The sequence below is a fragment of the Mycobacterium sp. MAA66 genome (assembly GCF_041261665.1).
Classification (GTDB): domain Bacteria; phylum Actinomycetota; class Actinomycetes; order Mycobacteriales; family Mycobacteriaceae; genus Mycobacterium.
The window spans coordinates 23,278-49,444 of the sequence record NZ_JBGCCC010000015.1; the positions used below are offsets into that span (position 1 = coordinate 23,278).

Genomic DNA, 26,167 nt, shown 5'->3' on the forward strand with positions numbered 1-26,167 from the left:
GTCTCCTAGCTACTCGCGGGTAACCATAGCGGGTGGATCGGCGGCTAGTCTGTACCGCCCAACAGCCTGTCCCGCAGCGCTGCGTCCTTAGCCAGCACCGTAGCCTCCAGATCGGCCTGGAAGGCCTCGATCCGGGCACGCAGTTGCGCATCAGTCGCACCCAGGATCCGGACCGCCAGCAGTCCTGCGTTGCGCGCGCCGCCGATCGACACCGTCGCCACCGGCACCCCGGCGGGCATCTGCACGATCGACAGCAACGAATCCAGCCCGTCCAAGCGCGCCAGCGGCACCGGAACCCCGATCACCGGCAGCGGGGTGGCCGAGGCCACCATGCCGGGCAGGTGTGCCGCGCCCCCGGCGCCGGCGATGATCACCTCGATGCCGCGGCCGGCCGCGGACTTGGCGTAGTCCAACATCCGCCCGGGTGTCCGGTGCGCCGAGACCACCCCGATCTCGAAGGGAATGTCGAATTCGGCCAGCGCGGTCACTGCGTCCTGCATGACGTTCCAGTCACTGTCGCTGCCCATGATGACGCCGACGCGCGGAACGTTCCGCGCCCCGGCTGGCTGCTCTTCGCGCAAGCGCTCGTCACTCATGAGTGTCCATCCCATCCGTCGGTCCACTGTGCGTGCGACAACCAGTGCGCGGCCCGCTGCGCCCGCTCCCGCACCGCTGCCACATATTCCGGATCGTTCAGCGAACCATCAAGTCCACCAACAATATTCACGTGCCCGATCTTGCGTCCAGGCCGCTCCCCCTTGCCGTACAGGTGCACCTTGGCATCGGGCATCCGGGCGAACAGGTGGTGCACCCGCTCGTCCATCGACATCTGGGGGGCCTGCGGCGCACCGAGCACATTGCCCATCACCGTGACCGGGGCAATCGGCGACGTGTCGCCCAATGGGTAATCGAGTACCGCCCGCAGGTGCTGCTCGAACTGCCCGGTGCGAGCGCCATCCATGCTCCAGTGCCCGGAGTTGTGCGGCCGCATGGCGAGCTCATTGACCAGCAGCTTGCCATCCACGGTCTCGAACAATTCGACCGCGAGCACCCCGACCACGCCGAGTTCCTCGGCCAGCTGCAGGGCCAGCCGTTCGGCTTCGGTGGCCAGCGCGGGATCGAGGTCGGCGGCCGGTGCGATGACCTCGACGCAGATGCCGTCGCGCTGCACCGTCTGCACCACCGGCCACGCCGCACCCTGCCCGAACGGCGAACGGGCCACCAGCGCGGCCAGCTCGCGGCGCATCGCCACCTTCTCCTCGACCAGGACGGCGACACCATCTTCGAGATAGTCCTCGACGGCCGCTCGCGCCTGGGCCAGGTCGTCGGTCAGGGTGACGCCCTTGCCGTCGTAGCCGCCGCGGGCCGCTTTGACCACCAGCGGGCCACCGATCGTGGCGGCGAAGGCATCCAACGCGGCACTGTCCGACGGCCCGTTGATCTCCAGGAACCGCGGCACCGACGCACCCAGCTCGGCCAGCCTGCGTCGCATCACCAGCTTGTCCTGGGCATGTACCAGGGCCGACGGCGGCGGTGCCACGTTGACGCCCTCGGCGATCAACGTCTCCAGCAGCTCGGTCGGGACGTGTTCGTGGTCGAAGGTCAGCGCGCTGGCACCGTCGGCCACGCGCCGCAGCGCATCCAGGTCGGTATGCGAGCCCAGCACCACTGCCGGGCTGACCTGAGCGGCCGGTTCATCGGCCGACGCGGCCAGCACCCGCAGGGTCTGACCGAGCGCGATGGCGGCCTGATGGGTCATCCGGGCCAGCTGGCCACCACCCACCATGGCCACAACTGGGGGTTGAGTCACGGCGCCTATATTGTCACGGCCCGGGGACCCGCCCGACCGCCTACCAACCAGTAGCGTGCGGGGGCCGGCACCCGCCGCGACCTGCACGGGTACGCTTACTGCGGCAAAAGTCCGTAAACTGCCCTGTTGTGTCGTTCACCGAGGCCACCATTGCGCGGCTGCCCCGCGGAATCCGGCCCTTCGCCGAGAAGCATCACGAGCTGATCAAGTTCGCGATCGTCGGCGCCACCACCTTCGTCATCGACACGGCGATCTTCTACACCCTGAAGCTGACCGTGCTGGAGACCAAGCCGGTCACCGCCAAGGTCATCGCCGGAATCGTCGCAGTGATCGCGTCATACGTGCTGAACCGGGAATGGAGCTTCCAGAACCGCGGCGGCCGCGAGCGACACCACGAAGCACTGCTGTTCTTCGGGGTCAGCGGTGTCGGCGTGGTGCTGAGCATGGCGCCGTTGTGGGTTTCCAGCTACATGCTGGGACTGCGGGTCCCGATGGTGTCGCTGACCATGGAGAACATCGCCGACTTCGTCTCGGCCTACATCATCGGCAACCTGCTGCAGATGGCGTTCCGGTTCTGGGCGTTCCGGCGCTGGGTCTTCCCTGATGAGATGACCCACGACCCGGAGAAGGCGCTGGAGGCCACGATGACCGCCGGCGGTATCGCCGAGGTTCTCGAACAGGCGAGCAGCACCGTCACGCCGCTGCGCCGGCGCGGCCGCCGCGTCAATCAGCTCGGCGACTCCCCGGACTCGCCGGTTTCGAAAACTTCGTGATACAGCAGTGAATGCACGTGTTCCACGCGCGGAATGTCGTGGAACTCAAGGGGATCCTGCGACGCGGATTCGATGACCAGGGTGCCGGTACGCAGAATCCGGTCGAACACCCCGTGCCGGAACTCGACGCTGTTGATCCGGGCCAGCGGGATATCGATGCCCGACCTGCTGAGCACTCCGCGGCGAAACATCACCCGCCGATCGGTGATCACGAAATGCGTTGTCCACCAACCCAGGAACGGCCAAACGGTGAGCCAGCCGACCACCACCAGCCAGACCGCGGCGATGACCGCGAAGATGATGTTCTTGGCACCCTGATCCCACCCGGTGTGGTTGACCACGGCGGCGGTGAACGCCGCCAATGCCGTGACGCACAGCAGTATCAGCACCGGTCCGGCCAGCCGCTTGACATGCGGATGACGGTGCAACACGACCCGCTCGTCAGCGGCCAACACACTGTCCGGATACGCCACGCCTGCATGCTACGCAGCGGCTGACGGCGCGCGGGCCCTACACCGGCCGCAGATGCACGATGTCGCCTGCGGACACCGCGGTCGACTGCCCGTCGTGCGCGATCACCAACCGGCCATGGTCGTCGACCGCGACGGCGTCGCCGACCACCTCGCGGTCCCCCGGCTGCAGCGCGCGCACCCTGGACCCGACCGTGACCCCGGCCGCCCGGTAGTCAGCGGCCAGCTCTGCGGCCCGGCCGGCCCGCCACTGGGAGAACCGACGGTCCAGCTCGGTCAACAGCGCGGTGACCAGTTCCGAGCGGCCCGGCGCCGAGCCCAGCACCGCCAATGACGTCGCCGCCGGATCAGGCAGCTCTTCGGCCGGGATCGACACGTTCAGGCCGATGCCGACGACGATGACCGGATCAGCCGGACCGGCCGCCACCTCGGCCAGGATGCCGGCCAGCTTGCGGCCGTCGACCTGGACGTCGTTGGGCCATTTCAGGCCCGCCCGCACAGAGCTGCAGCGGGCCACGGCGTCCACCACCGCCAGCCCGGTGACGAGCGGCAGCCAGCCCCAGACGTCACCGGATACGCCGGCCGTCGGCACCCCGACCGACATCAGGATCTGTGTGCCCGGCACTGCCGACCAGACCCGACCGTTACGGCCTCGCCCGGCGAGCTGGTGCTCGGCCAGCAGCACCGCCCCGGCGATATCTTCTCCGGCCGCCGCGCGGGCCAGCAGATCGGCGTTGGTGGAACCGGTTTCGGCGACCACGTCCACGCGCCGCCAGCAGCTGCCGGCGACCGCTGAGGTCAGTGCATGGGCATCCAGAGGGGTCATGTTCTCGGGCAATCGTTCGGGGCCGGAAGTCCGGCGAAGCGGTCCACCAGCCATTTCACCTGAGACATCAGGTCGAAGTCTCCGTGTCCTTTGTCTGGCTGGAACTCGATGGCGATGACGCCACCGCGCGCGCAGGCCCGTGCGATCGCTGCCCGGGTCCAGGACGCGTCGACAAGGGTGTCCGCGCCGCCGTACCACACCGATAGAGGCGCCGAGAGGGGCCGCTGGGGCAGCTCCCAGGCCTGCAACAGCAGCTTCAGTTGATCGGCGGCCGCCTGGTTCTGCGGGGCAATGTCTTTCGCTCCCAACCGGGCGGCGATGTTACCCCGTTCATAGAGCCCGGGGCCGCTGCAGTCCGACAGGCTGTCCCAGTCCACGGCCGCGGCCTTGGACCGGAAGTCGTCGCGGTTGAGGTTCGGATGTATCCGGGCCATCGACTCCACGATCGCCTGGAACGCCAGCGGCTGGTCGGGGCTCAGCCGGCCTTCAAAGGCCTTGTCCACCATGCCTGATACGTCTGCGGCGGGGGCCATCGCGGCCGCGCCGACCAGCTGCAGCTCGGGGGCGTAGATGGCGGCCTGTTCATTGGCCGCCCACGCGGCCGCACCGCCCTGCGAGTGCCCGAAGGCCGCCCATCGGTCAGACACATCGGGGAAGGTGTGCCGCAGGGCACGGACGGAGTCGATGACGTTGCGGCCGGCAGTGCGGGCATCCAGGTACGGGTGTACGCCCTTGGTGCCGAGGCCCTGATAGTCGGCGAGCGCGACGGCGTAACCGTGCGAGGTCATCCACTGCACCGTCGCGGCGAGATTGTCCAGTGCGCCCGACAACGACGGGGCGCACTGGTTGTCGATGCCAACGGTTCCGTGGGCCAGGCCGATCGCCGGCCAGCCGCCCGGCGGCGGGGTGCCCTGGGGCACGAACACCGCTCCCGAGACCTCGGTGGTCGCGCCGGTGTCGCCGTTGGTCGACTTGTAGATGATCCGGGCGGCCTTGAGGTCGCGTCCCAGATGGGTGGCGTTGAGCGTGGGCATGGTGTCGGCACGCAGCAGCGTGCCCGGACCGGAATCGGAGGTGTCCGCATTCGGAATGGGTTGCGGCGGGCCACTGACCACACCGAACATGTCCAGGGCCTTGGGCAGCAGCAGTCCCCCGAACGGCGCCAACTTGGCCAGCACGACGAATTGCAGCACCAGCGCGACAACCGCGCCCAGCACCCACAAGCTCCGGCGAAGAATCACCATCGTGTTGAATTCAGTTGCCGCAGAATATGATTCGACGCGCCTCGCGGGGGTGAATCGACAACCCGTCCGCGCATAGCCGCCAAACTACCAGAACTCCCAGCGACACCGGTCGATGCTCAGTAAGCACCTTCACCGAACAGCACGGTCCGGATGGTCTTCACCGCGATCACCAGATCAGCTGCGATGGACCAGTTCTCCACGTACGACAGGTCCAGCCGGACCGAGTCCTCCCAAGACAGGTTGGCGCGACCGCTGACCTGCCAGAGTCCGGTGATGCCGGGTAGCACCAGCAGCCGCCGACGGACCTGGTCGTTGTAGGTGTCCACCTCGCGACGCAGCGGCGGCCGCGGGCCGACCACGCTCATCTCGCGACGCAGCACGTTGATGAACTGGGGCAGCTCGTCGATGCTGTACTTGCGCAGCAGCCGGCCGATCGGGGTGACCCGCGGATCCTCCCGGATCTTGAACAGCACCCCGCCATCCATCTCGTTGAGGTGACCCAGGGTCGCGACCATCTTGTCGGCACCCTCGACCATGGTGCGGAACTTGATCATCCCGAACGCGTGGCCGTCCAGTCCGATCCGCTCGGCGCGGTAGAACACCGGCCCACGGCTGGTCAGCTTGATGGCAATGGCGCTGAGCACCATGAGCGGCAAGGTCAGCGTGAGGATCAGGATCGACACGCAGATGTCGAACGCCCGCTTCTGCAGCTTCTTGGTGCCGCTGTACTGCGGCCGCTCGACGTGGATCAGCGGCAGACCGGCCACGGGCCGCATGGTCAGACGAGGGCCGGCGACATCGACCATGCCCGGGGAGACCACCACGTCGACGCCGAGCCGGTCCATCTCCCAGGACAGTTCGCGAACCCCGGCCGGGCCGAGGTGGTCGGTGGTGGTGAGGGCGACGGTGTCGGCGCCGGTCGCGGCAAGCGCGGTCTCGACGCTGTGCTCGTTGCCCAGAACCGGCAGCGTGCCGACGCCCGGGATGTCGATGGTGCCACCGGCCGGGCGGCCGGTCAGGCAGACGCCGACGACCGAGTATCCATAGTCGTGGGCTCGGCCCAACGACTGCACCAGGCTGCGCACCGCGGCCGGGCTACCCACGGCCAGCACCGAGCTGACACAACGGCCCTGGTTGCGGTACCAGCCCAGTACCCGGCGCGCCAGGTTGCGGCTGAGCAGCAGCAGCACCAGCCCGAGGGGGAAGGCCAGCGCCAGGTAGCCCCGGGCGTATTCCGGCCGGAAGATCATCAGGGTCACGGCGACGACGCCGATGGTCGACATGGTCGCCGACAGCACCCGTCGGTACTCCTCGGTACCAGCGCCGACGATCCGCGGGGAGCGGGTCCCGTAAGCCGCTAACATGCCCAGCCACATCAAGCCGAAAATCACCGACAGCAGGCCGAAGTATTTGGTCAGCGGATCGAACTGGGTGACGGGGCGGCCCAACCGAACCATCTGCGCGCAGGCCATGGCGGTCCCCACGACGAAGACGTCGGACACCATCAGAGCAGCCACGTAGCGGCGTTGCCACGCGAGCCCCGCGGAACGTTCAGCAACGGGCACCAAGACGGGATGCGCCGGTGCCTCCACCTCGGGCGTAGCAAACGCCCCGAAAGCACTCGTCTCGCTAGAAACCAGTGTCACCGCTGAATTCCCTCTCATCGTGGTCCACATCCGCGAAACGCTCACACTACTCAGTTCCCCGAGCCCCGCAGCATCTTCGCGAACCTTTGCTAGCCACTCCTTAGATGGTGCAGCATTTGCTGCGTATCCGCAATCGCGCGAGTGGGAAGTTTCCCAGAACTGCCGGACTGAGGCTTATTTTTACCACAGGGACAATAATTCGCAACCGCAATCGGCAGATTGGCTAGATAGTTGCCACCGATCCCGTCAGCACAGCGATTAGCCAGGAATTCTGTGGATAACCTGCAAAAGCGACCCAAAGCCAGGGTCAGAGGGCCTTATACGCCTCGATGTCACCCGCACTGAGCTGGCGGTACGCCGACCACATGTCGGCACCCATCTGACGCATGCCGATCGCGTTGTAGTGCCGGTCGAGCCCGCCGTTGATGCAGCCACGCAGGCCCGGCACGAACGCCGTCCTTGTCCGCCGATTCGGTGTGTCGGCGTGCACCGCATTGATCGGCGGATAGTCCTTGCCGCTGAGTTCCATCTCCTCCGGAGACATCTGCCCTAGCAGTATCGGCAGGTCAGAGCCATATCGACGGCGCAGGTCATCGATCACCGAGTCGAGCTTGACCTGGTAGACCGAGGCCGCCATGAGCGGCACATCAGTCTCCCCCTGGTGCCAGAGGATGGCCGCAACGGTGCTCCCCGGATAACGGGCCAGCGCCGCGTCGATGGCCGTAACCGCGTCCTGGTACAGGTTGTGCCGGGTCTTGCGATCGGCCGGATCCCACGTGTAACCGTTCTTCGGGGTGAACGAGGTGTCGCCGCGGGCCCCCGGGATCAGCAGGACCGTCCGTCCGGTTGCCTCGGCAAGCTGCTTGGCAAACGTCATACCGAAGCCGACAACGTGCCTGCCCGGAACCTCGTGCAGCAACGGATCGACGGCCTGCACAACATTTCCCCTGGAGGGGCCGCACATCGCCCACTGGTGCACCTGCGGATGCGGCTGGTCGGGACCGGCCAAGTCCAATCCCTGACCCATGCCGAAGGCATTGGACTGCCCGAGGATCGGAACCACGAGGTACGGCCGCTCGGGGGTAGTTACCGCGACGCCGGCCGGCGCGAGCCGGCGTTTGACGACGCACTTGGCCGCGATCAGAAGCTGGCCCGCCCAGGTGGCGTCGCCGTCAGGATTACGAGGGGCACGCTTACGCACCCGTCAGACCCTAATGCGTGCACGCACGGCGCGGCGGTAGCGACAGACGGCCGTCAGGCCTCGGGACCGCACGTCGCGTCGACCGGCGTGCCCGCGAAGCGAGCGGCCAGCCAATTGACCTGCGCCCCGGTATCCAGGGTGCCGTGGCCCTTGTCGGGCTGAAAATCCCACGTCACCGCGCCGCCGAGGGCACACGCCTGGTGGATCGCCGCCTCGGTCCAGGCGTGGTTGATGTATTCATCCGCGCCTCCGAAGACCACGGACATCGGCGCGCCCAGGCGCTGTTGCGGCAGCGCCCACTGTTTGAGGTAGCCACGCAGGCGATCAGCTGCGGCCGGGGTTCGCGGACTGACGTCACCCGGTTGCAACCGCGCGATCACCGAGTCGCGGTCGTGCACCTTGTCACCGCTGCACGCGGTCAGCACGTCCCACTGCTCGGCGGCCAGACCTTGCCGATAGTCGTCGCGGTTGAGGTCGGGATGCAGTCGCGCCAGCGACTCCACGATCACCACGATCGCGGCCATCTGATCGCGATCCAGCTTTTGCTGCACCGCCAGGTCGACCAGGCCGCTGACGTCGGCGGCCGGCGCCAGCGCCACCACGCCGACCGGCGGCATCTCCGGCGCGTAGCTGCTCACCTGCTCGGCCGCACCCCAGACCGCGCCACCGCCCTGCGACCCGCCCCAGGCACCCCACCGGCCGGACACCTCGGGGAAGGTGTTTTTCAGTGCCCGGACCGCGTCGATGATGTTCCGCCCGGCGGTGCGCGAATCCAGATACGGGTGCACGCCCGGCGCCCCCAGACCCTGGTAGTCGGCGACGGCGACGGCGAAACCCGCCTTGACGAACTTGGTCACCGCGTCGACGTTGCCCAACAACGTCGGTGACAACGACGGCCCGCACGGCTCGTCGATACCGAGCGTGCCGTGTCCCAGGGCGATCACCGGCCAACCGGCCGGTGGCGGCGGTCCGGTCGGGGTGAACACCGAGCCGGACACCACGGTCGGCTGGCCGGTGTCGCCCTCGGTGGACCGGTAGACCACGCGCGCCGCATTTATCTGCGTGCTCTTGAGGTTGCGACTGAAGTCGGGCATGGTGACGGCGCTGACCAGCGTCCCCGGCCCGGTACCGCTGAGATCGGCGGTCGCGATCGGCTGCGGAACGTTGGGGTCGGGTTCCAGCCCGATGAACTGCCGCACATGCGGTGAGACGATCACCACGACCCCCGCCGTCAGTAGAACGACAACACCGATCACCGTGGCCCACAATAGGTTTCGGCGCATCAGCGTTTCCGGAAGCGCTTCACCTGGTTCAGACCGGGCTTCTCCACGCAGTAGTAGGAAATGGTGGCGAGCACCAGCGTGACCACGGTGACAATGGCCATGTTGCGGAACATGCCACCCCAACTGTCACCGGCAACCAGGTGGTACCGGCCCAACAGCAACAACAGCGGGTAGTGCCACAGGTACACCGACATCGAGATCAGCCCGACGAAGTAGAATGGCCGGGCATCGAACCACCGGGCCAGCCGCGGATCGCCGCCCCAGGCCAGCGGCAGCACAACCATGACCAGGAACAGACCGGAGACCACACCGATTGCGGCGAAGCCGAATGCACTCTGGTTTTTCAGCAGCTTGAGGGTGACCACGCCGAATACGGGGATGCCGACGATCGAAGCCCGGTGAATCCACTTCCCCGCCTTAGCGCTTATCACCTCCTGCTCGATCGCCACGAACAGGACCGCCGCCAGCATGCCGTACGCGAAAAGGTCGGCGTTGCTCAGCAGACAGCGGCTGAACACCGCTGCCAGGTTCGGACCCCAGTTCTGCAGCCACAGGTCCGGCACGTGGTAATCACCGTCGGGCTGGTAGTTGTGCACATCGACATTCGCATACACCAGCGGGATCAGCGCCCGGCCGGTCAGCCCGACGGCAAGCAGAATCCCAGGGCCGAGCAGCGCCAGCTTCAGCGGATGGACGTCGAACCGCCGGCGCAACGCGAACATCAGCATGCCCAGCAGCGGCAGCGACAGATAGAACGCGATCTCCAGGGTCAGCGACCAGGACGGATTGATGCCGGTCTGCACGAACTTCGGGATGTAGGTCTGCGTCAGTGTCAGGTTCGCCAGCAGTTCGGCGGGATCGGTGATCATGCCGGTGCCGTGCTGCGTTCCCGGACGCTGGATCGTCGGGTTCTCCACGAAGACCGCACGCAGCGCGAAATTGCAGATCAGGAAGATGACCAGATAGCCCGGGAAGACCCGGAACACCCGGTGCAGGAAGTACTGGCGGGTGTCAGGCATGACCGCGTTCGGCTTGGTCAACTTACGCACGTACGGCAGGAACAGCAGGAAGCCGCTGAGCACGAAGAACAGGATCAGCGCCAACCCCAGGATGTCCAGCAGCGCCTTGTGATGGGTGTGCGGCGTGTAAATCTCACCGACGTGGCCGACCACCACCGCCAAACAGCCCAAGCCCCGAATACCGTCCAGCCCGACGATGCGGCGGTGCGTCGGCGAGCTCTCGATCACCTGAGATTCGATCGGCTGCTCTTCCACCGGTGCCCCTGCCGCGGCGTCTTGCAGCGCGGCGGTGTTCGGCGGCTCAGCCGCGGCGTGCTTGGACACTTACGCTCAGATACCCTTTCTGATGGACGGACCACCATCGACATTGCAGGTGTTGTCCGCCGGCGCACCGGAGAACCGCTTCTGGATCCAGTCCAGCGCAGCTATCGGATCGAAGTCACCGTGACCGCGACCTGCCGCGACGAACGACGCCACGACGTCCCCCATGTCGCACGCCCGTTTCACCGCAGCCTCGGTCCACGCGACCGGGATCACCTGATCGGCATCACCATGCAACACCAACATCGGCGCGCTCGCAGGCGATTTGGGTAGCGCACTCATCTGGGCCAGGTAGCCGCGCAGCAGATCGGCCGCGGCCGGGCCGGCCGGACGCAGGTCATCCGGCGAGAGTGCCTTGGCCACGTCGAGTCGCTTCTGGGTCAGATCGAGCGAACAACTCGACAGCAGCGTCCAGTTCTTCTGTGCGGCGCCGCGACGGTAGTCGTCCAGGTTCAGATCGGGATGTTCCTTCTTCAGCGAGGTCAGGATCATCACCATGGCGATCGACTGCTGGGGTGTCAGGGCGCCGTTCATCGCGAGGTCGGCCAGGCCGGTGACGTCGGCGGCCGGCGACACGCTCACCGAACCCACCAGGGTCAGGTCCGGGCTCGAATACTTGGCGTTGAGCTCATTGGCCGCCCACGACGCCTGGCCGCCCTGCGAGACACCGAAGGCGACCCATTTGTCCGACGCCTTGGGCACCAGCTTCTTGGTCGCCCGCATGGCGTCGATCATGTTGTAGCCCGCGGTGGTGGCATCGAGGTACGGGTGGTAGGTCTTGTCGTTGCCCAGGCCCTGATAGTCCGGAACCACCATCACGTACCCCAGACCGAGCAGGGCCCTGATCGCATCGGCCGTGCCGTAGAGGTTCGGCGATACCGACGGCCCGCAGTCCGCCGTCACGCCGGTGGTGCCATGCCCGAACACGATGACCGGCCAACCACCCTCAGGTGGGGTACCCACCGGCTCGAAAACGCTGCCCGTGACGGGCTGCACGCTGCCGTCGATCCCCGAGGTCGACAGGTAGGTGATCTTGGCCGCGACCTCGGCGACCCGCAGCAGCCGCCGGTCCACGATCGGCATCTTCGTCGCGCTCTTGAGCGTTCCCGGGCCGCTGCCGGAGTAATCGGCGGACAACTTGATGTCGTCCTGCTGGGCGCTCGGCGCCGGCACCGACGAACTGCCACAACCCGTCATCACCAGGGTCGCGGCCAGCAGGCCCGCCAACAGCGCCCATACGGACGTCCTCGGATAATTCACAACGCTCCTACGCTTCGGCTCGCGTCGCCTGTTTGACAATGTGGTCCAGCTGGCTGCGGTTGGCCACCCGATCACGGGCGATGCCGACCCCCAACACCAGAAGCACGCTGCACGCCAGGCCGACGCCCCCGCCGACCGCGAGGGCACGCATCACCGGGGGCTTCACCAATTCTGCCGTGCGTGCCGGATCGATCGGCACGAGTTCGGCATTGGGTCCGGTGTACTGGATGGCGTCCGTCTCCTTGGACTGCGTCCATTCCAGTTCCCGCGACACACCCATGAGATGACCCGCAATGGCGTTGGCCGTCTTCACCGCGGTGTCCGGATCAGCGTCGGTGACGGTGACCCGCAGCAGCGCCGAGTTCACCCGTCCCCACACATTCGCGCCACCGGGCACCCATTCCGCCGAGACCCTACTGACCAGATCCTCGGGGGTGGTGTTGAGTTTCAGGTCCTCGATCGCGCGCCGCGCGACCAGCCTGGACTGCGCCAGGTCTACATAGGTGGGAATCCGCGCGTTCGCACCCATACCGCCGGTATAGGTCGAGAATGCACCGGGGTCACCGGCCACCTCCGCGAACACCAAGGCCGACGCCTGGTACTTGGGCTTCTGCAGTTCCACCGCCGCCCCGGCCGCACCGATCGACAACACCGTCGCCACCAGGATGATCACCCAGCCACGGGCCAGCATGGTCAGGTAGTCACGCACCCGGGGCGCATCGGCCGGCGCCCTCATTTCTTCGGCTCCGGATTGTGTGCTTGGGTCTTCTCCCACTGATCACAATTGCTCGGCGGGGGCTCGACTCCCATCAACCGGTCGTTGAGCCAGCCCAGGGTCCCTCCGCTGTCCAAGTCGGCGTGCCCCTTACCCGGGCCCTTCTGGATCTCCAGATTGCTACCCAGCGCACACGACCGCTCCAGCGCCTTCACGAACCACGACTCATTGACCAGGGTGTCCTGGGTGCCGTACCCGACGACCATCGGGGTATCGATGCGCTTGTTACCAACAGCCTTGGCCGCCAACTGATTACGCAACCAGACCACGTCGTCATAGCTCTTCGGCTTGAAGTCGGCATTGGTCATCAATGCGCGCACCCGGGCGATATCGGAGAAGTTGGGCGGGATGCAGTCCAGCAACTCGTCCCAGTGTTTGGCGGTCTCACCCGAGCGGTAGTCGTCCAGGTTCATCTCCGGGTGGAACCACTTGATCGACTGCAGCACGAACACCAGGGTGATGCGCTGCTCGTCGGACAGTGTCCCGTTCCAGGCCTCGTCGGCCAGACCGGCCATGTCAGCGGCCGGCGCCATCGAGATGGTGCCCAGCAGATTCAGGCCCTTGCCGTAGTCGGGAGCCTCCTCGGCGGCCGCCCAGACCGCCAGACCACCGGCCGAGTGGCCGTACGACAGCCACCGGTCCTGGGTCTCGACACCGACCCGACGCGCTGCCCGTACCGAGTCGATCACGTTGTAGCCGTATGTCTTTCCGTCCAGGAACGGATGCAGCACGCCCTTGACGCCCGAGCCCTGGAAGTCGCTGGCCGCGACCACGTAGCCGGACTTGACGAACACGTCCATGGTCCAGGCCTGCAGGGGCAGGCTGGGGTACAGACTGCTGGCGCACTTGTTCTCCACGCCCTTGGTGCCCTGGCCGAAGCCCATGATCGGCCAGCCACCCTTGGGCGGGTCACCCGCCGGGATGGCCAGCGCCATCGACACCTGCGTCGGGGTGCCATCGACGCCGGAGGTCGATCGGTACACCACCCGCATATAAGTGGCGCCGTCCTGATCGAGCAGCTCGCTGCCGCCGGTCTTGATCGGCTCGACGGAGACCAGCGAACCCGGACCGTCGTCGGTCATGTCCGGTTGCGCCAACTTCGGCTTGCCGCCGTACGGCGGTGCGAAGGTCTTCGGCGTCGGCTGCTCCTGCGCCGTGGCCCGGTTGGGCGGCGCAGAGCACGAGCTGACCGACGACGCCACCAGAACCGCGGCCAACGCGCCTGCCGCCAGCCCGGTAAGCCGTCCGCGTCGCGCGATCGGCACGGAATTACTCCGGATTTTCATGACGGTGGCGCGATCGTGACCGATCGAGCGCCTCCGTGGCCGAGCTACCGTCGTCGACTCCGGCTGCGACCGGAGCCTCGGCGGCTTCGGGGTGCTCACCTTCGGCGTCGCCCTCGTCGACCTTGTCCGCGGCCAGCTCCTTGCGAGCGGCCGGCTCACCGGTCGCCACCACACCGATGAGGTCGGCGTTCGCGGTCGACAGGATGGTCAGGGCCTTGCGCAGACCGGCAGCCTTGGTGTGCCCGATCCGGCCCAGCAGCACCGCACCGTCGCCGAGCGCCGCGGGCACCGTGCCGTCGGAGTACTTCACCAGCGGCGGGGTATCGATGATCACGTAGTCGAACTGCGCACGCAGCTCCTCGAGCACCCCAGCGACGGTGTCGTCGCCCCACAGCTGACGACGCGTGGCCGACAGCGGCCCGGCCGGCAGCAGCCGGAAACCACCGACCCGAATGGTGGACTCGGCCAGCGTGGACTGCCTGATCAGGACACTGGTCAGGCCCTTGTCCTGGGCCCTTGCCTGCTCGGCGTCGGTCAACCCCAGCACCTTCGGGAGCGACGGATTGACCAGGTCGCCGTCGACCAGCAGCACCGAGTGGCCGGATTCGGCGAACACCCCCGCCAGGTCCGCGGCCGTGGTCGACCGCCCGTCCTGCGCGGACGGACTGGTGACGGCGATGACGTGCGGCCGCCGGCCGTCGCCCTGACGAGCGAACTGGATGTTGGTCCGCAACTCGCGCAGACGCTCGACTGCCAGGCCGCCTTCGGCCAAGTCGATCAGACCGTCGCGATTCTTGTCGTCGACCAGGGTGCCGATCAGCGCGCTGTTGGTGACGTCCTCGATCCGCTCGCGGCGACGAACCTTGGAGTCCGACACGCCCAGGATGACGGCGACGATGATCCCGACGACCAGGCCACCGAAGGCGCCGAGCACGATGCGCATCACCAGTCCGGTGGACTTGACCGGAGTGCCGAAACTCGCGTCGTCGACCAGGATGGCGCCGGCCGCCGACTCTCCACCACGGCGCGACGTTTCCAACTCGGTCGTGACGTTGACGAGTTGGTCGGCAACCGCATTTGCATAAAGCTGGGCAGTGGCGGCGTCCGAATCCTTGGCTGTGACGTCCAGCAATACCGATTGTGGCAACGGAACGGCCGTGATCTTGGCCCGCAACTCGTCGGCGGTAATCGACGCTTTCAGTTGATCGACCGCGCGCGCAGCAACCTGCTCACTAGTGGCCAGCCCGGCGTAGGAAAAGACCCGTTCTTGGGAGAACAAGTTGTTCTGATAGGCGTCACCGACCGACGTACCACTCTGCGTGGTGACGAAAAGTCGTGCCGTGGAAGAATATTGAGTCGTATGGAACAGCATCGATGCCGCGCCTGCGGCAGCGCCGATTGCCAGACACAACAGGACGACCCACCAGAGCCGGCGGAAAATCCGCGCATAATCACCGATGGCCAACAGGGCACTCCATTCGCTCATAGGTCGCCATAACGTGACTACGATAGCGCCACCTGGCCTGAGATAACGCACAAGGGCACAGCACCCTTGTAGCGATCTCAGCGAAGACAATGCGAGGATAGTTCGGTGCGCCCGGGATCGCAGAAGAGTGCGGAGATGATTTCCCAATGAACCAGCCCGCATTCAGGCTGCCCACTTTGACGCGAACCGAAATGTATGTCGGCGCGGCGGCGTGCATTCTCGGCCCCCTTGCCGCGGTGGGCGCCGCCCTGGGCGGGAAGCTGGGAGTCATCGCCATCGGCGGCCTTTTGGCGATGATCGTCGGCGTCTACATCGGTATGCGCCATCCGATGTGGCTCATCTACGGCATGACCATCTCGGTGACCACCCTGCCGTTCGGCTACTTCCCCGGCGTCCACGTGCCGTTGTACCTGGTATTCGCCTGCGGGTCACTGCTCGCGCTGCTGCTGCACCCACGAGCGGTGCGCCGGCACACCACCATGATGTCCGCCGTCCTGATCATGGTGCTGCTGTCCGGTCTTTCGATGGTGTTCACCTTCTCGTCGATCGTGAACATCATGGACTTCACCAAGTGGGCGGTGGCCACCTCGGCGATGTTCGTCATCCTGGCGCTGCCCGCCGACCAGCTGCTCAAGGTCGGACGGGTCTTCGTGTACTCCTGCACGTTCAGCGCGCTGTGGGGTATCGCCGCGGTGGCGCTGGGCTCGACGCGATTGATCGTCAAGCCGTTCCAGATCTTCGGCTATGTCGCCGCCGACCGGTTCTACTTCACCGGTGGCACCTCGACGCTGCCCAAGGTGGGCCGGTTCGCCGTCGGCCAGGGCAGCGAGACCTTCCAGCGCCTCGGCGGGCTGTGGCTGGACCCGAACGCCGCGGGCATCGGCCTGGTGGTGGGTATCGCGGTGGCCGCCATCATGTTCGCCGGATGGCAGCGGGTCGTCATCATGACCATCCTGGCGGCGTCGATCGCGCTGACCCTCAGCCGTGCGGCAATGCTCAGCGTGCTGGTCGGCATCGCCCTGGTCTTCATCTTCCACAACATGCGCTCCCGCGACCGGCAGGTCATCATCGGCGCACTGTTCCTGGCATTCGCGGCGGCCATGGCGGTGCCGGCCGTCCGCACCCGACTGCTGGGCTCACTGGGCCACAACGATGCCGGCGCGTCGGACCGCATGGCGGCAATCCGCGAGTTCCCGGGCCGTATGGGCGACCACTGGCTGTTCGGCTGGGGCTGGTCGCTGCGCGAATTCAAGGACGGCGCCTACGCGTTCGAGCAGAACTTCGTGTCGAATGCGCCGCTGATCGCCGTGCACCGCGGCGGGGTGATCGTCGGTTTGTCGTTCGTTCTGGTGGTCGCCATCGGGTGCGTCATGGCCGCGCGGTTGATCCGCACCAACTCGCTGCCGCACGCCTTCTACGGCGGGGTGTTCATCGCGTTCTCCGTCATCGCGCTGAACCTGGACCACCCGGTCGTGGTGATCGCACAGATCACGTTCCTCTACACGTTCTTCATCACGTTCCTGATCTACTCCGACGAATTACGCCGGAAGGGCGCACTGGACACACCAGGCGTGGACACCACCAAACCACTCCCCGACACACCGGTCGCGGAGGCCAAAACCGTTGCCGTGCAGGGCCTACCACTATCCGCGGCGCCCGCCTAGCAGTTCCGCGACCGCCCGATGCGGCCGGCGGTCCAGCCAGTAACCCCGGTTGAGGCCGTACAGATCGCTACCGGCCCGCGCAGCAAAATCGTTGTCCAACAAGTGCTTTCGGCATTGCTCGACGAAGACGTCATCGCCGTCGAACACACCGAGCCCCAGCAGCGGCCCGAGCGAACCGACCGCGGCGGCGGTTCCCACCACCGGCAGCCCCATCCGGGCCGCGTCCAGGATCTTCACCCGCACTCCCCCGCCGGTGCGGATCGGCGCGATCATCGCCCGGCAGGTGCCGAGGAAACCGGGCAGGTCGTCGACGAAGCCCAGATCACGCACGCCCGCCGGGTACGTCGGCTCCGGTGCCTTTGCGGCCTTGGCGCCGATGACACACAACTCCGCGCCGTCGATCCCCTCGGCGATACGGGGCCACAGCCGCAGCGCCTCTTCGAAGGCTTCCTGGTTGGGCGGCCAATCGCGGGTCCCCATCAGCACCAGCCGGCGCGGGGTATCGATCACTGAAACCTGTTGTCCGGGAGGCAGAGTGATGTCCATCCACCGGGCGTCACACACCCCGTTCGCCCGGTAGAACTCGGCTTCCTCGGCATCGAAGGTGCCCACCGAATCGGCGGCCCGCGCGACCCGTAATTCGTCACGCAGCAACCGGCCGACCTGCAAGCGGCCAAGTGCGCCCCGGGTGGCTCGCCACACCAGCGACTCACTGACGTGGGTGTTGACGACCATCCGCGCCCTACCGAAAGCCGCACTGCGCATGAATGATTCGGCCATGTAGCTGTGTTCGGCCACATAGATGTCGGCGCCGGCGGCCTCGATCGCGGCGACCAGATCGTCGTTGTCGAACCGCGCGTGCACCAGGCTGCGCCCCGTGCGCGCCACATCGAACAGCAGCGGGAGCGGCCGCACCTCGGACTTGGCGACCCGCACCAGCGGAACGCCGTCGAAAGCCTCGGTGCCGGGCGGCTCGTGGGACAGGCAGATCACCGAAACCTCGAAGGACTCGGCGGCCAATTCCATTACCAGACGCGACAATTCGACGTCGCCACCATGATCGGCCACCGGATCCTTGGACAGCAGGAACGCCACCGTGGGCTTGGCGGCGCTCACGCGACCGGCTTCCGGTACAGCACCCGGGCATAAATGGCGAGCAGCACGGCATCGGTGACAACGGTGGCGATCGCGGCACCCACCGCACCCGCTCCGGCCAGCACCAGTAGCGCCACCAGAGCGAGTTTGACCGGAACCAGGCCGAGATTCGCCGCCAGCCGGATGCCGTCGCGGCGCTGGTTGTAGAGCACCGCCTGGAACACCGAACTGATGGTGCGCATGGCGGCGAACAGCGACATGATGGTCATCGCGACAGCCAGCTGCTCGGGCACCGACGGTATCGCCAGCATGACCAGACCGGTGATGAGCACCAACAAACCGGCCGCGGCACCGAGCAGCAAGGTGCCCTTCAGCGGTGGCCCGGCCGACAGATCACCCGAACCCTCCCGCAGCGTCTGGTTGTACGACATCCCGAATGACTGACCCACCGCGACGATCGCGATCGTCACCGTGGTGCAGATGCCGTAGTAACCGGCGATGGTCTGGTTGGTCATCCACCCCAGCAGCAGCAGATCGCCCTGCAGGTAGGCGGCCAGGCCGAGCGTCTCGCCGATCAAGATGGCGATCAGGCGCGGCGAACCGGGGATGCCTGGACTGTGGCGCAGTGCCGTCGGCCCCACCGCGATCGCGATCAACACATACGGCGACAGCAGCAGCATGCTGGCGATCTGCAGGGTGGGGTGCGGCACCGAGTACAGGTAGCCGCACGCCAGCACCACACTGGTGGTCTGGCGGAGGGTGTCCATCTGGGCGGCCTTGTGCGGGTGGCCATCCCGGAGCGCCCGGCTCTGCCAAGCCTTCAGGGTCAGCTCACCGCCCGAGACGAACAACCCGAGCCAGGCGATGTAATTCACCTCGAGCAGCACGATGCCTGCGGCCATCAGGCCCAGCCCCAGCAGGTATCGCGTGGTGCGCTCGGACAGGAACCGTTCCTCGGATTCGCGCACCGACCGAACCGCGAACGGATTGTCCAGCGGTGGGCCGATCATCGAGTACACCGCATAGGCCATGGCGTACTTGCCGTAGTTCTCCACACCGAGCCGGCTGACCAGCGCCAGCGTCCAGAGCATTCCGAAGCCGCGGCCACCGTACATCCAGAACACCGCCCACAAGGCGTGGGACATGTGCTGCTGGGCCGGCGGCGCGGTGGGTTCGGCGTCCCCCGGCGCCGCTGGGGACTCGGTCACGCTGGTCCGGCCAGTTGACTCCACACCTCGACGAACGCCTCGGCGGTGCGGGCCGGCGACCGTTCCTGCCTGGTCCGGTCGGAGTTGACGCCCAGTTCGGTCAACCGCGCCTCATCGTTCAGCAGCGCAGCGATCTCGGTGGCCAGTTCCCCGGCCACGCCGTCGGCGGTGGCGGGCGGCACGCTCAGCACGCCGTGTTCGGGTCCGAGCTCGGCCAGCGACCCGTAGCCCGTGCAGACCACCGGGGTGCGATAGGCCATCGAGTGGGCCACCACGCCGGAGGCCGGGTAGGTCTCGGCGTAGAAATGCCGCTTGCCGTATGGCAGGGCGATCGCTCGCACCGATGCGAAGAACGCGTCCTCGGCGGCGCCGTCGACCCCGCCGAGGATCTCGATGCCGTCGGCACGGGGAAGCTCCTCGGTGCCGCGACCGGCGACCCGGATCAGGATGTCGTCGGGCAGCTGTTCGCGGATCTGCGCGATCTGTTCAAATCCCTTGCCGCGATAGACAAATCCGAAGAACCCGACGGCTTTCGGACGGTCCTGGGTGGGCGGGACGACAGGGCGCTCACGGACCAGGTGCGGTATGTAGGCCGTGCGGGTACGCGGATACGTGCGCTCGATGGACTGCCGGCCGGTCTCAGTCAGTGCGATCAGCGTGCGCTCGCCGTGCACCCGCCCTTCGATGGCCCGCGACACTGGCCGCAGCGGGTAGTGGATGCCATGCGTGAGCAACCGCGAGTTCGCGATGAACCGCGGCCGGGCCAGGAACCACAAACCCTGCGGCGGATCGTGGATGGTGGCAGTCACCGGAACCCCGGACAATCCGGCCACCGCCCAGAACGTCGGCATCACCCCGGTGGACAGCTCCGCGTGCACCAGGGTGCGCCCGGGTGGACCGTCGGCGACCAGCCGGCGCACCCGTTCGCGGTGCCGACGGATGTCGGCCACGGTGTCGATGCCGGGTCCCGCGGTGCGTTCCTCGACGACCTCGCCGAAATGTGGTCGCAATGCCTCGACGAGGTCCTGGGCATAGTCGCCGACCGCGGTCTGCCCCGCGTCGGGGGCCACGAAGACCAGCCGGTGATCGGAGAGCGCCGACCCCATCAGTAGAACAGCGGGCGGTGTTTGTTGGTGTACTGCAACGCATTTGCCTCGCGTTTGCCGATCACCTTGGCCGGTACGCCGCCGACGATGTCCAATTCGGCGATGTCTTTGTTGACCAGTGCGTGAGCCGCCACCACCGCGCCCCGGCCGATCAGCGACGGCAGGATCATCGCCCGGCTGGCGATCCAGACGTAGTCGCCGATCACCGTCGGGATGGGCACCGGCAGGAAGTCCGGATGGTTGACGTCATGGCCGCCACCGATGATCTGCACATCGCTGGCGATGGTGACGTTGTTGCCGATATAGATGCCGGCGCGCGCATCGAGCAGGCAGCGGAAGCCGATGGCCACGCCGTCCGCAATGGTCAGGTAGGCCGGGTCCAGGACGGTGGTCCCGCGCAGGATCGAGGTGTGGTTGCCGATCTTGGATCCGCACAACCTCAGGAAGCCCTGCCGAATGGTGTGCGACGGGATGTAGGTCACCAACATGTTGAACAGCAATTCACCGATGCGGTTCTTGGCCTTCTGCACGAAGCCCATGCCCTGCATCTTGTAGTCGATCACCCGGCCGTTCTCATCGAGCACCCATTCGGGCTTCGGCGGCAATCGCAACTCCGGCGCGGCGGCCTGCTTGCGGGCTACGTCAGCCGGATCTGCCGACGCCGGTTCGCGAAACATGAATTATTGCTCCTTCTTGCGGAATTCGCGTCAACCATAGCGACCGACAGACTGATCCGGCATGCTATGCCGCGGTCAATTGACTATCTCAGTAAATTTGCAGCCGTTAGCGGCAGACCGCCGTTCAGTGCGCCACGGCGGCCAGTTCGTCGACCGCCGCATACAGCCGCTCGGCGTAGCGCTCCTCGGTGAACTGTTCGGCATGCCGGCTGATCGCCACGGGATCGAAGGCCTGCGCCTCGAAACGGTCCAGGGCAGCCGCGATCGAATCGGCCCGCGGCTCATCGAAGAACGTTCCGGTGACGCCGTCGACCACCGTATCCAGGAAGCCACCCCACCGCAGCACCACGGCCGGCTTGCCCCACACCGCGGCCTCGATCGGGGTCAGGCCGTAGTCCTCGTAGCTTGCCGCGACGAGCGCTCGGCAGGACTGGTAGAGCCACGCCATCTGGGCGTCGGTCAGGTCCGAGGCCAGCGTGACGTTCGGGGTGCGGATGCGCTCGATGTGGTCGGCCTCGGGGCCGCGGCCGACCACGACCAGCCGCCGGTCGCTGCCGGCGAAGGCGCGCACCACCTTGTCGACGTTCTTGTACGGCAGTAGCCGGGACACGCAAAGGTAGAACGATTGGTCGTCGGCGGCCCAGTCGGCCACCGCCGGCACCGGCTCGACACCGGCGTGGGTGTTCATCGCCACCGGCGAGGGCAGCACCCCCGCATCGATGCCGTACACGTCCTTGATCCGGTCCCGGATCATCGTGGACACCGCGAGATACCGGTCGCAGGACAGCGCGGCGCGACGGTCCCAGGCCTTGAGATAGCCGGACGTCGCTTTGAGCAGCACCCGCTTCGCCAGGTCGCCGCCATCGCTGAGGTACTGATCCGGGGTGTACAGCCAGTGCGCCGGGGTGTGGCAGTGGATCAGCTTGCGGCCGGAGGTGTGAAAGCCGTGCGCCCAGCCGCTGCTGCTGGTCACCACGACGTCGGCGTCGATGAATGTCGAGGACGCGACGACCGGCAAGATCGGCAGCGCAAGCCGATGGTTCTTGCGGAACAACGGTATTCGGTTGAGCCGAGACACGCGGATGTCCCGCTCGGCGAATTCGGGATAGGTGCCGGCCGGGTCGTACAGCTGGGTGTAGATCGGCGCATTCGGGAATGCCTTGCTCATCGACAACACGACCTTTTCGGCGCCGCCGCGCTGGGTCAGGTAGTCGTGGGCGATCGCCACCCGTGGACCGTCGACGCCGTCGTACCTGCGCTCCGATCCCACGCTGGTGTCCTCTCCGCTGCGCGGGGCCGACCGAGGTACTGGCCCTGCGTCGTTGGTGGCGATGCTCGACGCCGTTGTGCCGCAACCCTACAAACAGTCCGCGCCGACCGCGGCGCGGACGCCTGTTCGGCGCCATCCTCGCGGCCGAGAAAGGATTCGTACTAACGGTATAAAACAGCCGAACCGGTGGCTAATATAGCCCGCGCAGCACGTTGTCTTGACTCCGTTGCCGCACCTGCCAAGCCGTCACGGGAAGGGCACCGCACTGCGATGACTACCGCGCTGTCCAGCAGCGGGCGCACCGCCGTCGTCTACGAGGACGTGGAGACGCTCTGGGCCGGCTTCGAAGATCTGGTGCGTGACCTGGCATCGACCGAGCGCGCCCGGGCCGTCGCCGAACTCGGTGGCGGCGCCGACCCGATCATCGGCGACTGGGACTTCGTCAAGCGGCGCACGGTCTTCGACATCTCGGCGACCGCGTTGGCCAGCGCCGACATCAACCTGCAGACCCGGTTGCTCGACCTGTGCCAGCCGATCACCGACGACCAGAGCAGCTACGACCTGGGCCGCTATGACCTGGTGTTCTCCAAGATGCTGTGCGAACACCTCGCCGACGCCCGCACGTTCCATCAGAACTGCTTCAAACTGCTGCGCCCCGGCGGCCTGGCCGTTCACTTCTTTCCGACGCTGTCGGCACTGCCCTTCGTGGTGAACAAGCTGGCCCCCGAGCCGGCCGCCCGGTCCGTGGCCGCCAAGTTCCTCCCCGACCGCCGGGACGACCCGAACTGGCAGAAGCACCCGGCGTACTACCGGTGGACCACCGGCCCCACCCGCCGCGCCCGCCGCCGCTTCGAGAGCATCGGCTTCCGGGTCGAAGCGTGGCGCGCCGGCTTCGGGCACCACTACTACCGAGCACACGCAGCACTGGACGCGGCGGAGCGCGTCAAGAGCGATTTCCTGCTCAAACACCCGGTCCCGGGGCTGACCAGTTTCGCCACCGTGGTACTGCGCAAGCCCGCGTGAAACGCTCAAACCCCACCCACCGACGCGTCTTCTTAGAGAACCGTTAACATCGAGGGCTATGACGAGCGTTACCGAGCCTCCGGTGGACAAGCCGATCGACATCCACACCACCGCGGGCAAGCTGGAGGACCTGCGTAAGCGCACCGAGGAGACTCTGCACCCGGTTGGTCAGGCCGCGGTCGACAAGGTCCACGAAAAGGGCAAGCTCACCGCTCGCGAGCGCATCCTGGCACTGCTGGACGAGGGCTCGTTCGTCGAGCTCGACGCGCTGGCCAAGCACCGCAGCACCAACTTCGGCCTGGGCGACAAGCACCCGCTCGGTGACGGTGTGGTGACCGGTTACGGCACCATCGACGGCCGCGACGTCTGCATCTTCAGCCAGGACGCCACCGTGTTCGGCGGCAGCCTCGGCGAGGTCTACGGCGAGAAGATCGTCAAGATCCAGGAGCTGGCCCTCAAGACCGGCCGCCCGCTGATCGGCATCAACGACGGCGCCGGTGCCCGCATCCAGGAGGGTGTGGTTTCCCTGGGCCTGTACAGCCGGATCTTCCGCAACAACATCCTGGCTTCGGGCGTGATCCCGCAGATCTCGCTGATCATGGGTGCCGCGGCCGGTGGTCACGTCTACTCCCCCGCGCTCACCGACTTCATCATCATGGTCGACCAGACCAGCCAGATGTTCATCACCGGACCGGACGTCATCAAGACCGTCACCGGCGAAGAGGTCACCATGGAGGAGCTGGGCGGCGCCCACACCCATGAGGCCAAGTCCGGCACCGTGCACTACGTCGCCTCCGGCGAACAGGACGCCCTGGACTACGTGCGGGACCTGCTGAGCTACCTGCCCCCGAACAACTACGCCGATCCGCCGCGCTACCCCGAGCCGCCGCACCCCGGCGCCATCGAGGACAACCTCACCGAAGAGGATCTCGAGCTCGACACGTTGATCCCGGATTCGCCGAACCAGCCGTACGACATGCACGAGGTCATCTCGCGCATCCTCGACGACGACGAGTTCCTCGAGGTCCAGCCAGGCTACGCGCAGAACATCGTCATCGGCTTCGGCCGGATCGACGGCCGCCCGGTCGGCATCGTGGCCAACCAGCCGACCCAGTTCGCCGGCTGCCTGGACATCAACGCCTCGGAGAAGGCCGCCCGGTTCATCCGGACCTGCGACGCCTTCAACATCCCGATCATCATGCTGGTGGACGTCCCGGGCTTCCTGCCCGGCACCGAGCAGGAGTACAACGGCATCATCCGCCGCGGCGCCAAGCTGCTGTACGCCTACGGTGAGGCCACCGTCGCCAAGGTCACCGTGATCACCCGTAAGGCCTACGGCGGTGCGTACTGCGTCATGGGTTCCAAGGACATGGGCTGCGACGTGAACCTGGCCTGGCCGACGGCCCAGATCGCGGTCATGGGTGCCTCCGGTGCGGTCGGCTTCGTCTACCGCCAGCAGCTCAAGGACGCTGCAGCGAGCGGCGAAGACGTTGACGCGCTGCGCCTGGAACTGCAGCAGGACTACGAGGACACCCTGGTGAACCCGTACGTGGCGGCCGAGCGCGGATACGTCGACGCGGTGATCCCGCCGTCGCACACCCGCGGCTACATCGCCAACGCGCTGCGGCTGCTGGAGCGCAAGATCGTCCAGACCCCGCCGAAGAAGCACGGCAACATCCCGCTGTAGATCGAGAGTGATTTCGGCGTGTTCGCGGGTGCCCAGCACCTCTGAGCACGCCGAAATCCCATCCAGGAGAACGATTTGTGACTACCGAAGCCGAAACCCAGGCTGCAGAAGCCGTGGAAACAGCCGAAGCCGCACCGCTGTTCCAGATCGTCAAGGGCAATCCGAGCGACGAAGAAATCGCCGCACTGGTGACGGTGCTGGCCGGTGCCTCAGGCGGCTCTGCCGACGTCGGCAAGGGCGAGCGCAACCTGTGGGGTCACCCCGTGACCAAGCTCCGTTACCCGATCACCAGCTGGCAGATCGTCACGTTGGTGGAGCGGACCTTCGTTCGGCGCTGATGAGCGCTTGCGCGAAGAACATCCCATGACGCGGGTGGTGCTGGGCTCGGCCTCGTCGGGCCGGCTCAGCGTGCTGCGCAAGGCCGGTGTCGATCCGGTTGTCGTGGTGTCCGACGTCGACGAAGATGCGATTGTCGCTGCGCTCGGTTCGGCGCCGCCGGCAGAGGTGGTGCTTGCACTGGCGGCTGCGAAGGCCGCGCGGGTCGTCGAGTTGGTCGACGCGGCGGTGTCTTCCGATTGCGTGGTGATCGGCTGCGATTCGATGCTGGAGTTCGACGGCCGGTTGTCCGGCAAGCCCGGTTCCCCGCAAGCCGCTCGGCGGCAATGGGATTCGATGGCCGGACGAGCTGGCGTGTTGCACACCGGACACTGCGTGCTGCGAATGGCCGCCGGGGCGGTTACCGGTCAGGTGTGCGAACTGGGTTCCACGACAGTGCATTTCGGCTCACCAACCGCGGCCGATCTGGATGCCTATGTAGCGACCGGTGAGCCATTGTGGGTTGCCGGCGCATTCACTCTCGACGGGCTCGGTGGCTGGTTCATCGACCGGATCGAGGGCGACCCGTCGAACGTCATCGGCCTGAGCCTGCCGTTGCTGCGCGCCATGCTTGCCCGACTGAAGTTGGATGTGGCGCGGTTGTGGGTGTCGAACGCGCCCCAGCCGGACCTGTCCTGACCCGTCCGACCGGTCCCCGACCG

Annotated in this window: 24 protein-coding genes; 6 read left to right on the plus strand and 18 right to left on the minus strand. The window is 66.8% G+C overall.

Features of this window, described 5'->3' with window-relative positions:
- Positions 1 to 44: 44 nt before the first annotated feature.
- Positions 45 to 596 (minus strand): 5-(carboxyamino)imidazole ribonucleotide mutase, encoded by a 552-nt coding sequence (purE, locus tag ABIA30_RS25935; RefSeq protein ID WP_370070804.1) that lies wholly within the window; start codon positions 594 to 596, stop codon positions 45 to 47.
- Positions 593 to 1,810 (minus strand): 5-(carboxyamino)imidazole ribonucleotide synthase, encoded by a 1,218-nt coding sequence (locus ABIA30_RS25940; protein WP_370070806.1) that lies wholly within the window; start codon positions 1,808 to 1,810, stop codon positions 593 to 595. The genes purE and ABIA30_RS25940 overlap by 4 nt, the downstream gene beginning before the upstream one ends.
- 128 nt (positions 1,811 to 1,938) lie before the next feature.
- Between ABIA30_RS25940 and ABIA30_RS25945 the strand changes: the two genes are divergently transcribed.
- Entirely contained in the window at positions 1,939 to 2,583 is a 645-nt protein-coding gene (locus ABIA30_RS25945) for a GtrA family protein (protein ID WP_370070808.1), read from the plus strand.
- Here ABIA30_RS25945 and ABIA30_RS25950 read toward each other — a convergent pair.
- The 11 genes from ABIA30_RS25950 to ABIA30_RS26000 form a co-directional block, all read right to left on the minus strand.
- Positions 2,538 to 3,056 (minus strand): PH domain-containing protein, encoded by a 519-nt coding sequence (locus tag ABIA30_RS25950; RefSeq protein ID WP_370070810.1) that lies wholly within the window; start codon positions 3,054 to 3,056, stop codon positions 2,538 to 2,540. The two genes, ABIA30_RS25945 and ABIA30_RS25950, sit on opposite strands and share 46 nt — an antisense overlap.
- A gap of 37 nt (positions 3,057 to 3,093) precedes the next feature.
- Positions 3,094 to 3,879, minus strand: coding sequence for a biotin--[acetyl-CoA-carboxylase] ligase (locus ABIA30_RS25955; protein WP_370070812.1), 786 nt, complete (start codon positions 3,877 to 3,879; stop codon positions 3,094 to 3,096).
- Positions 3,876 to 5,123 (minus strand): lipase family protein, encoded by a 1,248-nt coding sequence (locus ABIA30_RS25960; RefSeq protein WP_370070814.1) that lies wholly within the window; start codon positions 5,121 to 5,123, stop codon positions 3,876 to 3,878. Before ABIA30_RS25960 ends, ABIA30_RS25955 begins: the two co-directional genes overlap by 4 nt.
- A 116-nt stretch (positions 5,124 to 5,239) precedes the next feature.
- Complete coding sequence (locus tag ABIA30_RS25965; RefSeq protein WP_370070872.1) at positions 5,240 to 6,628, minus strand: sugar transferase; 1,389 nt, start codon at positions 6,626 to 6,628, stop codon at positions 5,240 to 5,242.
- 448 nt (positions 6,629 to 7,076) lie between these two features.
- Entirely contained in the window at positions 7,077 to 7,970 is an 894-nt protein-coding gene (locus ABIA30_RS25970; RefSeq protein WP_370070816.1) for a sialate O-acetylesterase, read from the minus strand.
- A gap of 53 nt (positions 7,971 to 8,023) precedes the next feature.
- Positions 8,024 to 9,253, minus strand: a complete 1,230-nt coding sequence (locus ABIA30_RS25975; RefSeq protein WP_370070818.1) for a lipase family protein — start codon at positions 9,251 to 9,253, stop codon at positions 8,024 to 8,026.
- Positions 9,253 to 10,596 (minus strand): acyltransferase family protein, encoded by a 1,344-nt coding sequence (locus tag ABIA30_RS25980; RefSeq protein WP_370070820.1) that lies wholly within the window; start codon positions 10,594 to 10,596, stop codon positions 9,253 to 9,255. The genes ABIA30_RS25975 and ABIA30_RS25980 overlap by 1 nt, the downstream gene beginning before the upstream one ends.
- Before the next feature lie 6 nt (positions 10,597 to 10,602).
- The gene (locus tag ABIA30_RS25985; RefSeq protein WP_370070822.1) at positions 10,603 to 11,853 is read right to left on the minus strand and encodes a lipase family protein; all 1,251 of its coding nucleotides are present in this window, start codon (positions 11,851 to 11,853) and stop codon (positions 10,603 to 10,605) included.
- 7 nt (positions 11,854 to 11,860) lie between these two features.
- The gene (locus ABIA30_RS25990) at positions 11,861 to 12,589 is read right to left on the minus strand and encodes a YveK family protein (RefSeq protein WP_370070824.1); all 729 of its coding nucleotides are present in this window, start codon (positions 12,587 to 12,589) and stop codon (positions 11,861 to 11,863) included.
- The gene (locus ABIA30_RS25995; RefSeq protein WP_370070826.1) at positions 12,586 to 13,893 is read right to left on the minus strand and encodes a lipase family protein; all 1,308 of its coding nucleotides are present in this window, start codon (positions 13,891 to 13,893) and stop codon (positions 12,586 to 12,588) included. Before ABIA30_RS25995 ends, ABIA30_RS25990 begins: the two co-directional genes overlap by 4 nt.
- A gap of 4 nt (positions 13,894 to 13,897) precedes the next feature.
- Entirely contained in the window at positions 13,898 to 15,400 is a 1,503-nt protein-coding gene (locus ABIA30_RS26000; RefSeq protein WP_370070828.1) for a P-loop NTPase, read from the minus strand.
- Positions 15,401 to 15,576: 176 nt separating this feature from the next.
- Here ABIA30_RS26000 and ABIA30_RS26005 point away from each other — a divergent pair, with 176 nt between their 5' ends.
- The gene (locus ABIA30_RS26005; RefSeq protein WP_370070830.1) at positions 15,577 to 17,064 is read left to right on the plus strand and encodes an O-antigen ligase family protein; all 1,488 of its coding nucleotides are present in this window, start codon (positions 15,577 to 15,579) and stop codon (positions 17,062 to 17,064) included.
- Here the strand turns inward: ABIA30_RS26005 and ABIA30_RS26010 are convergent.
- From ABIA30_RS26010 to ABIA30_RS26030, 5 genes are all read right to left on the minus strand, one after another.
- Positions 17,044 to 18,180, minus strand: a complete 1,137-nt coding sequence (locus ABIA30_RS26010) for a glycosyltransferase (protein WP_370070832.1) — start codon at positions 18,178 to 18,180, stop codon at positions 17,044 to 17,046. The genes ABIA30_RS26005 and ABIA30_RS26010 overlap by 21 nt on opposite strands.
- The gene (locus ABIA30_RS26015) at positions 18,177 to 19,367 is read right to left on the minus strand and encodes a hypothetical protein (RefSeq protein ID WP_370070834.1); all 1,191 of its coding nucleotides are present in this window, start codon (positions 19,365 to 19,367) and stop codon (positions 18,177 to 18,179) included. Before ABIA30_RS26015 ends, ABIA30_RS26010 begins: the two co-directional genes overlap by 4 nt.
- Positions 19,364 to 20,473, minus strand: a complete 1,110-nt coding sequence (locus ABIA30_RS26020; protein ID WP_370070836.1) for a glycosyltransferase family 4 protein — start codon at positions 20,471 to 20,473, stop codon at positions 19,364 to 19,366. Before ABIA30_RS26020 ends, ABIA30_RS26015 begins: the two co-directional genes overlap by 4 nt.
- Positions 20,473 to 21,150 carry an acyltransferase gene (locus ABIA30_RS26025; protein WP_370070838.1) on the minus strand — a complete coding sequence of 226 codons (678 nt, stop codon included), beginning with the start codon at positions 21,148 to 21,150 and terminating at the stop codon, positions 20,473 to 20,475. Before ABIA30_RS26025 ends, ABIA30_RS26020 begins: the two co-directional genes overlap by 1 nt.
- 124 nt (positions 21,151 to 21,274) lie before the next feature.
- Positions 21,275 to 22,420 carry a glycosyltransferase gene (locus ABIA30_RS26030; protein ID WP_370070840.1) on the minus strand — a complete coding sequence of 382 codons (1,146 nt, stop codon included), beginning with the start codon at positions 22,418 to 22,420 and terminating at the stop codon, positions 21,275 to 21,277.
- Positions 22,421 to 22,690: 270 nt separating this feature from the next.
- On the opposite strand from ABIA30_RS26030, the gene ABIA30_RS26035 reads away from it, so the two are divergent.
- From ABIA30_RS26035 to ABIA30_RS26050, 4 genes are all read left to right on the plus strand, one after another.
- Positions 22,691 to 23,443, plus strand: coding sequence for a class I SAM-dependent methyltransferase (locus ABIA30_RS26035; protein ID WP_370070842.1), 753 nt, complete (start codon positions 22,691 to 22,693; stop codon positions 23,441 to 23,443).
- A gap of 58 nt (positions 23,444 to 23,501) precedes the next feature.
- Positions 23,502 to 25,130 carry an acyl-CoA carboxylase subunit beta gene (locus ABIA30_RS26040; protein ID WP_370070844.1) on the plus strand — a complete coding sequence of 543 codons (1,629 nt, stop codon included), beginning with the start codon at positions 23,502 to 23,504 and terminating at the stop codon, positions 25,128 to 25,130.
- A gap of 77 nt (positions 25,131 to 25,207) precedes the next feature.
- A complete protein-coding gene (locus ABIA30_RS26045) occupies positions 25,208 to 25,468 on the plus strand; it encodes an acyl-CoA carboxylase subunit epsilon (RefSeq protein WP_370070846.1) in 261 nt (86 codons plus the stop codon).
- 25 nt (positions 25,469 to 25,493) lie between these two features.
- Positions 25,494 to 26,144 (plus strand): nucleoside triphosphate pyrophosphatase, encoded by a 651-nt coding sequence (locus ABIA30_RS26050; protein ID WP_370070848.1) that lies wholly within the window; start codon positions 25,494 to 25,496, stop codon positions 26,142 to 26,144.
- The last annotated feature ends 23 nt before the right edge of the window (positions 26,145 to 26,167 follow it).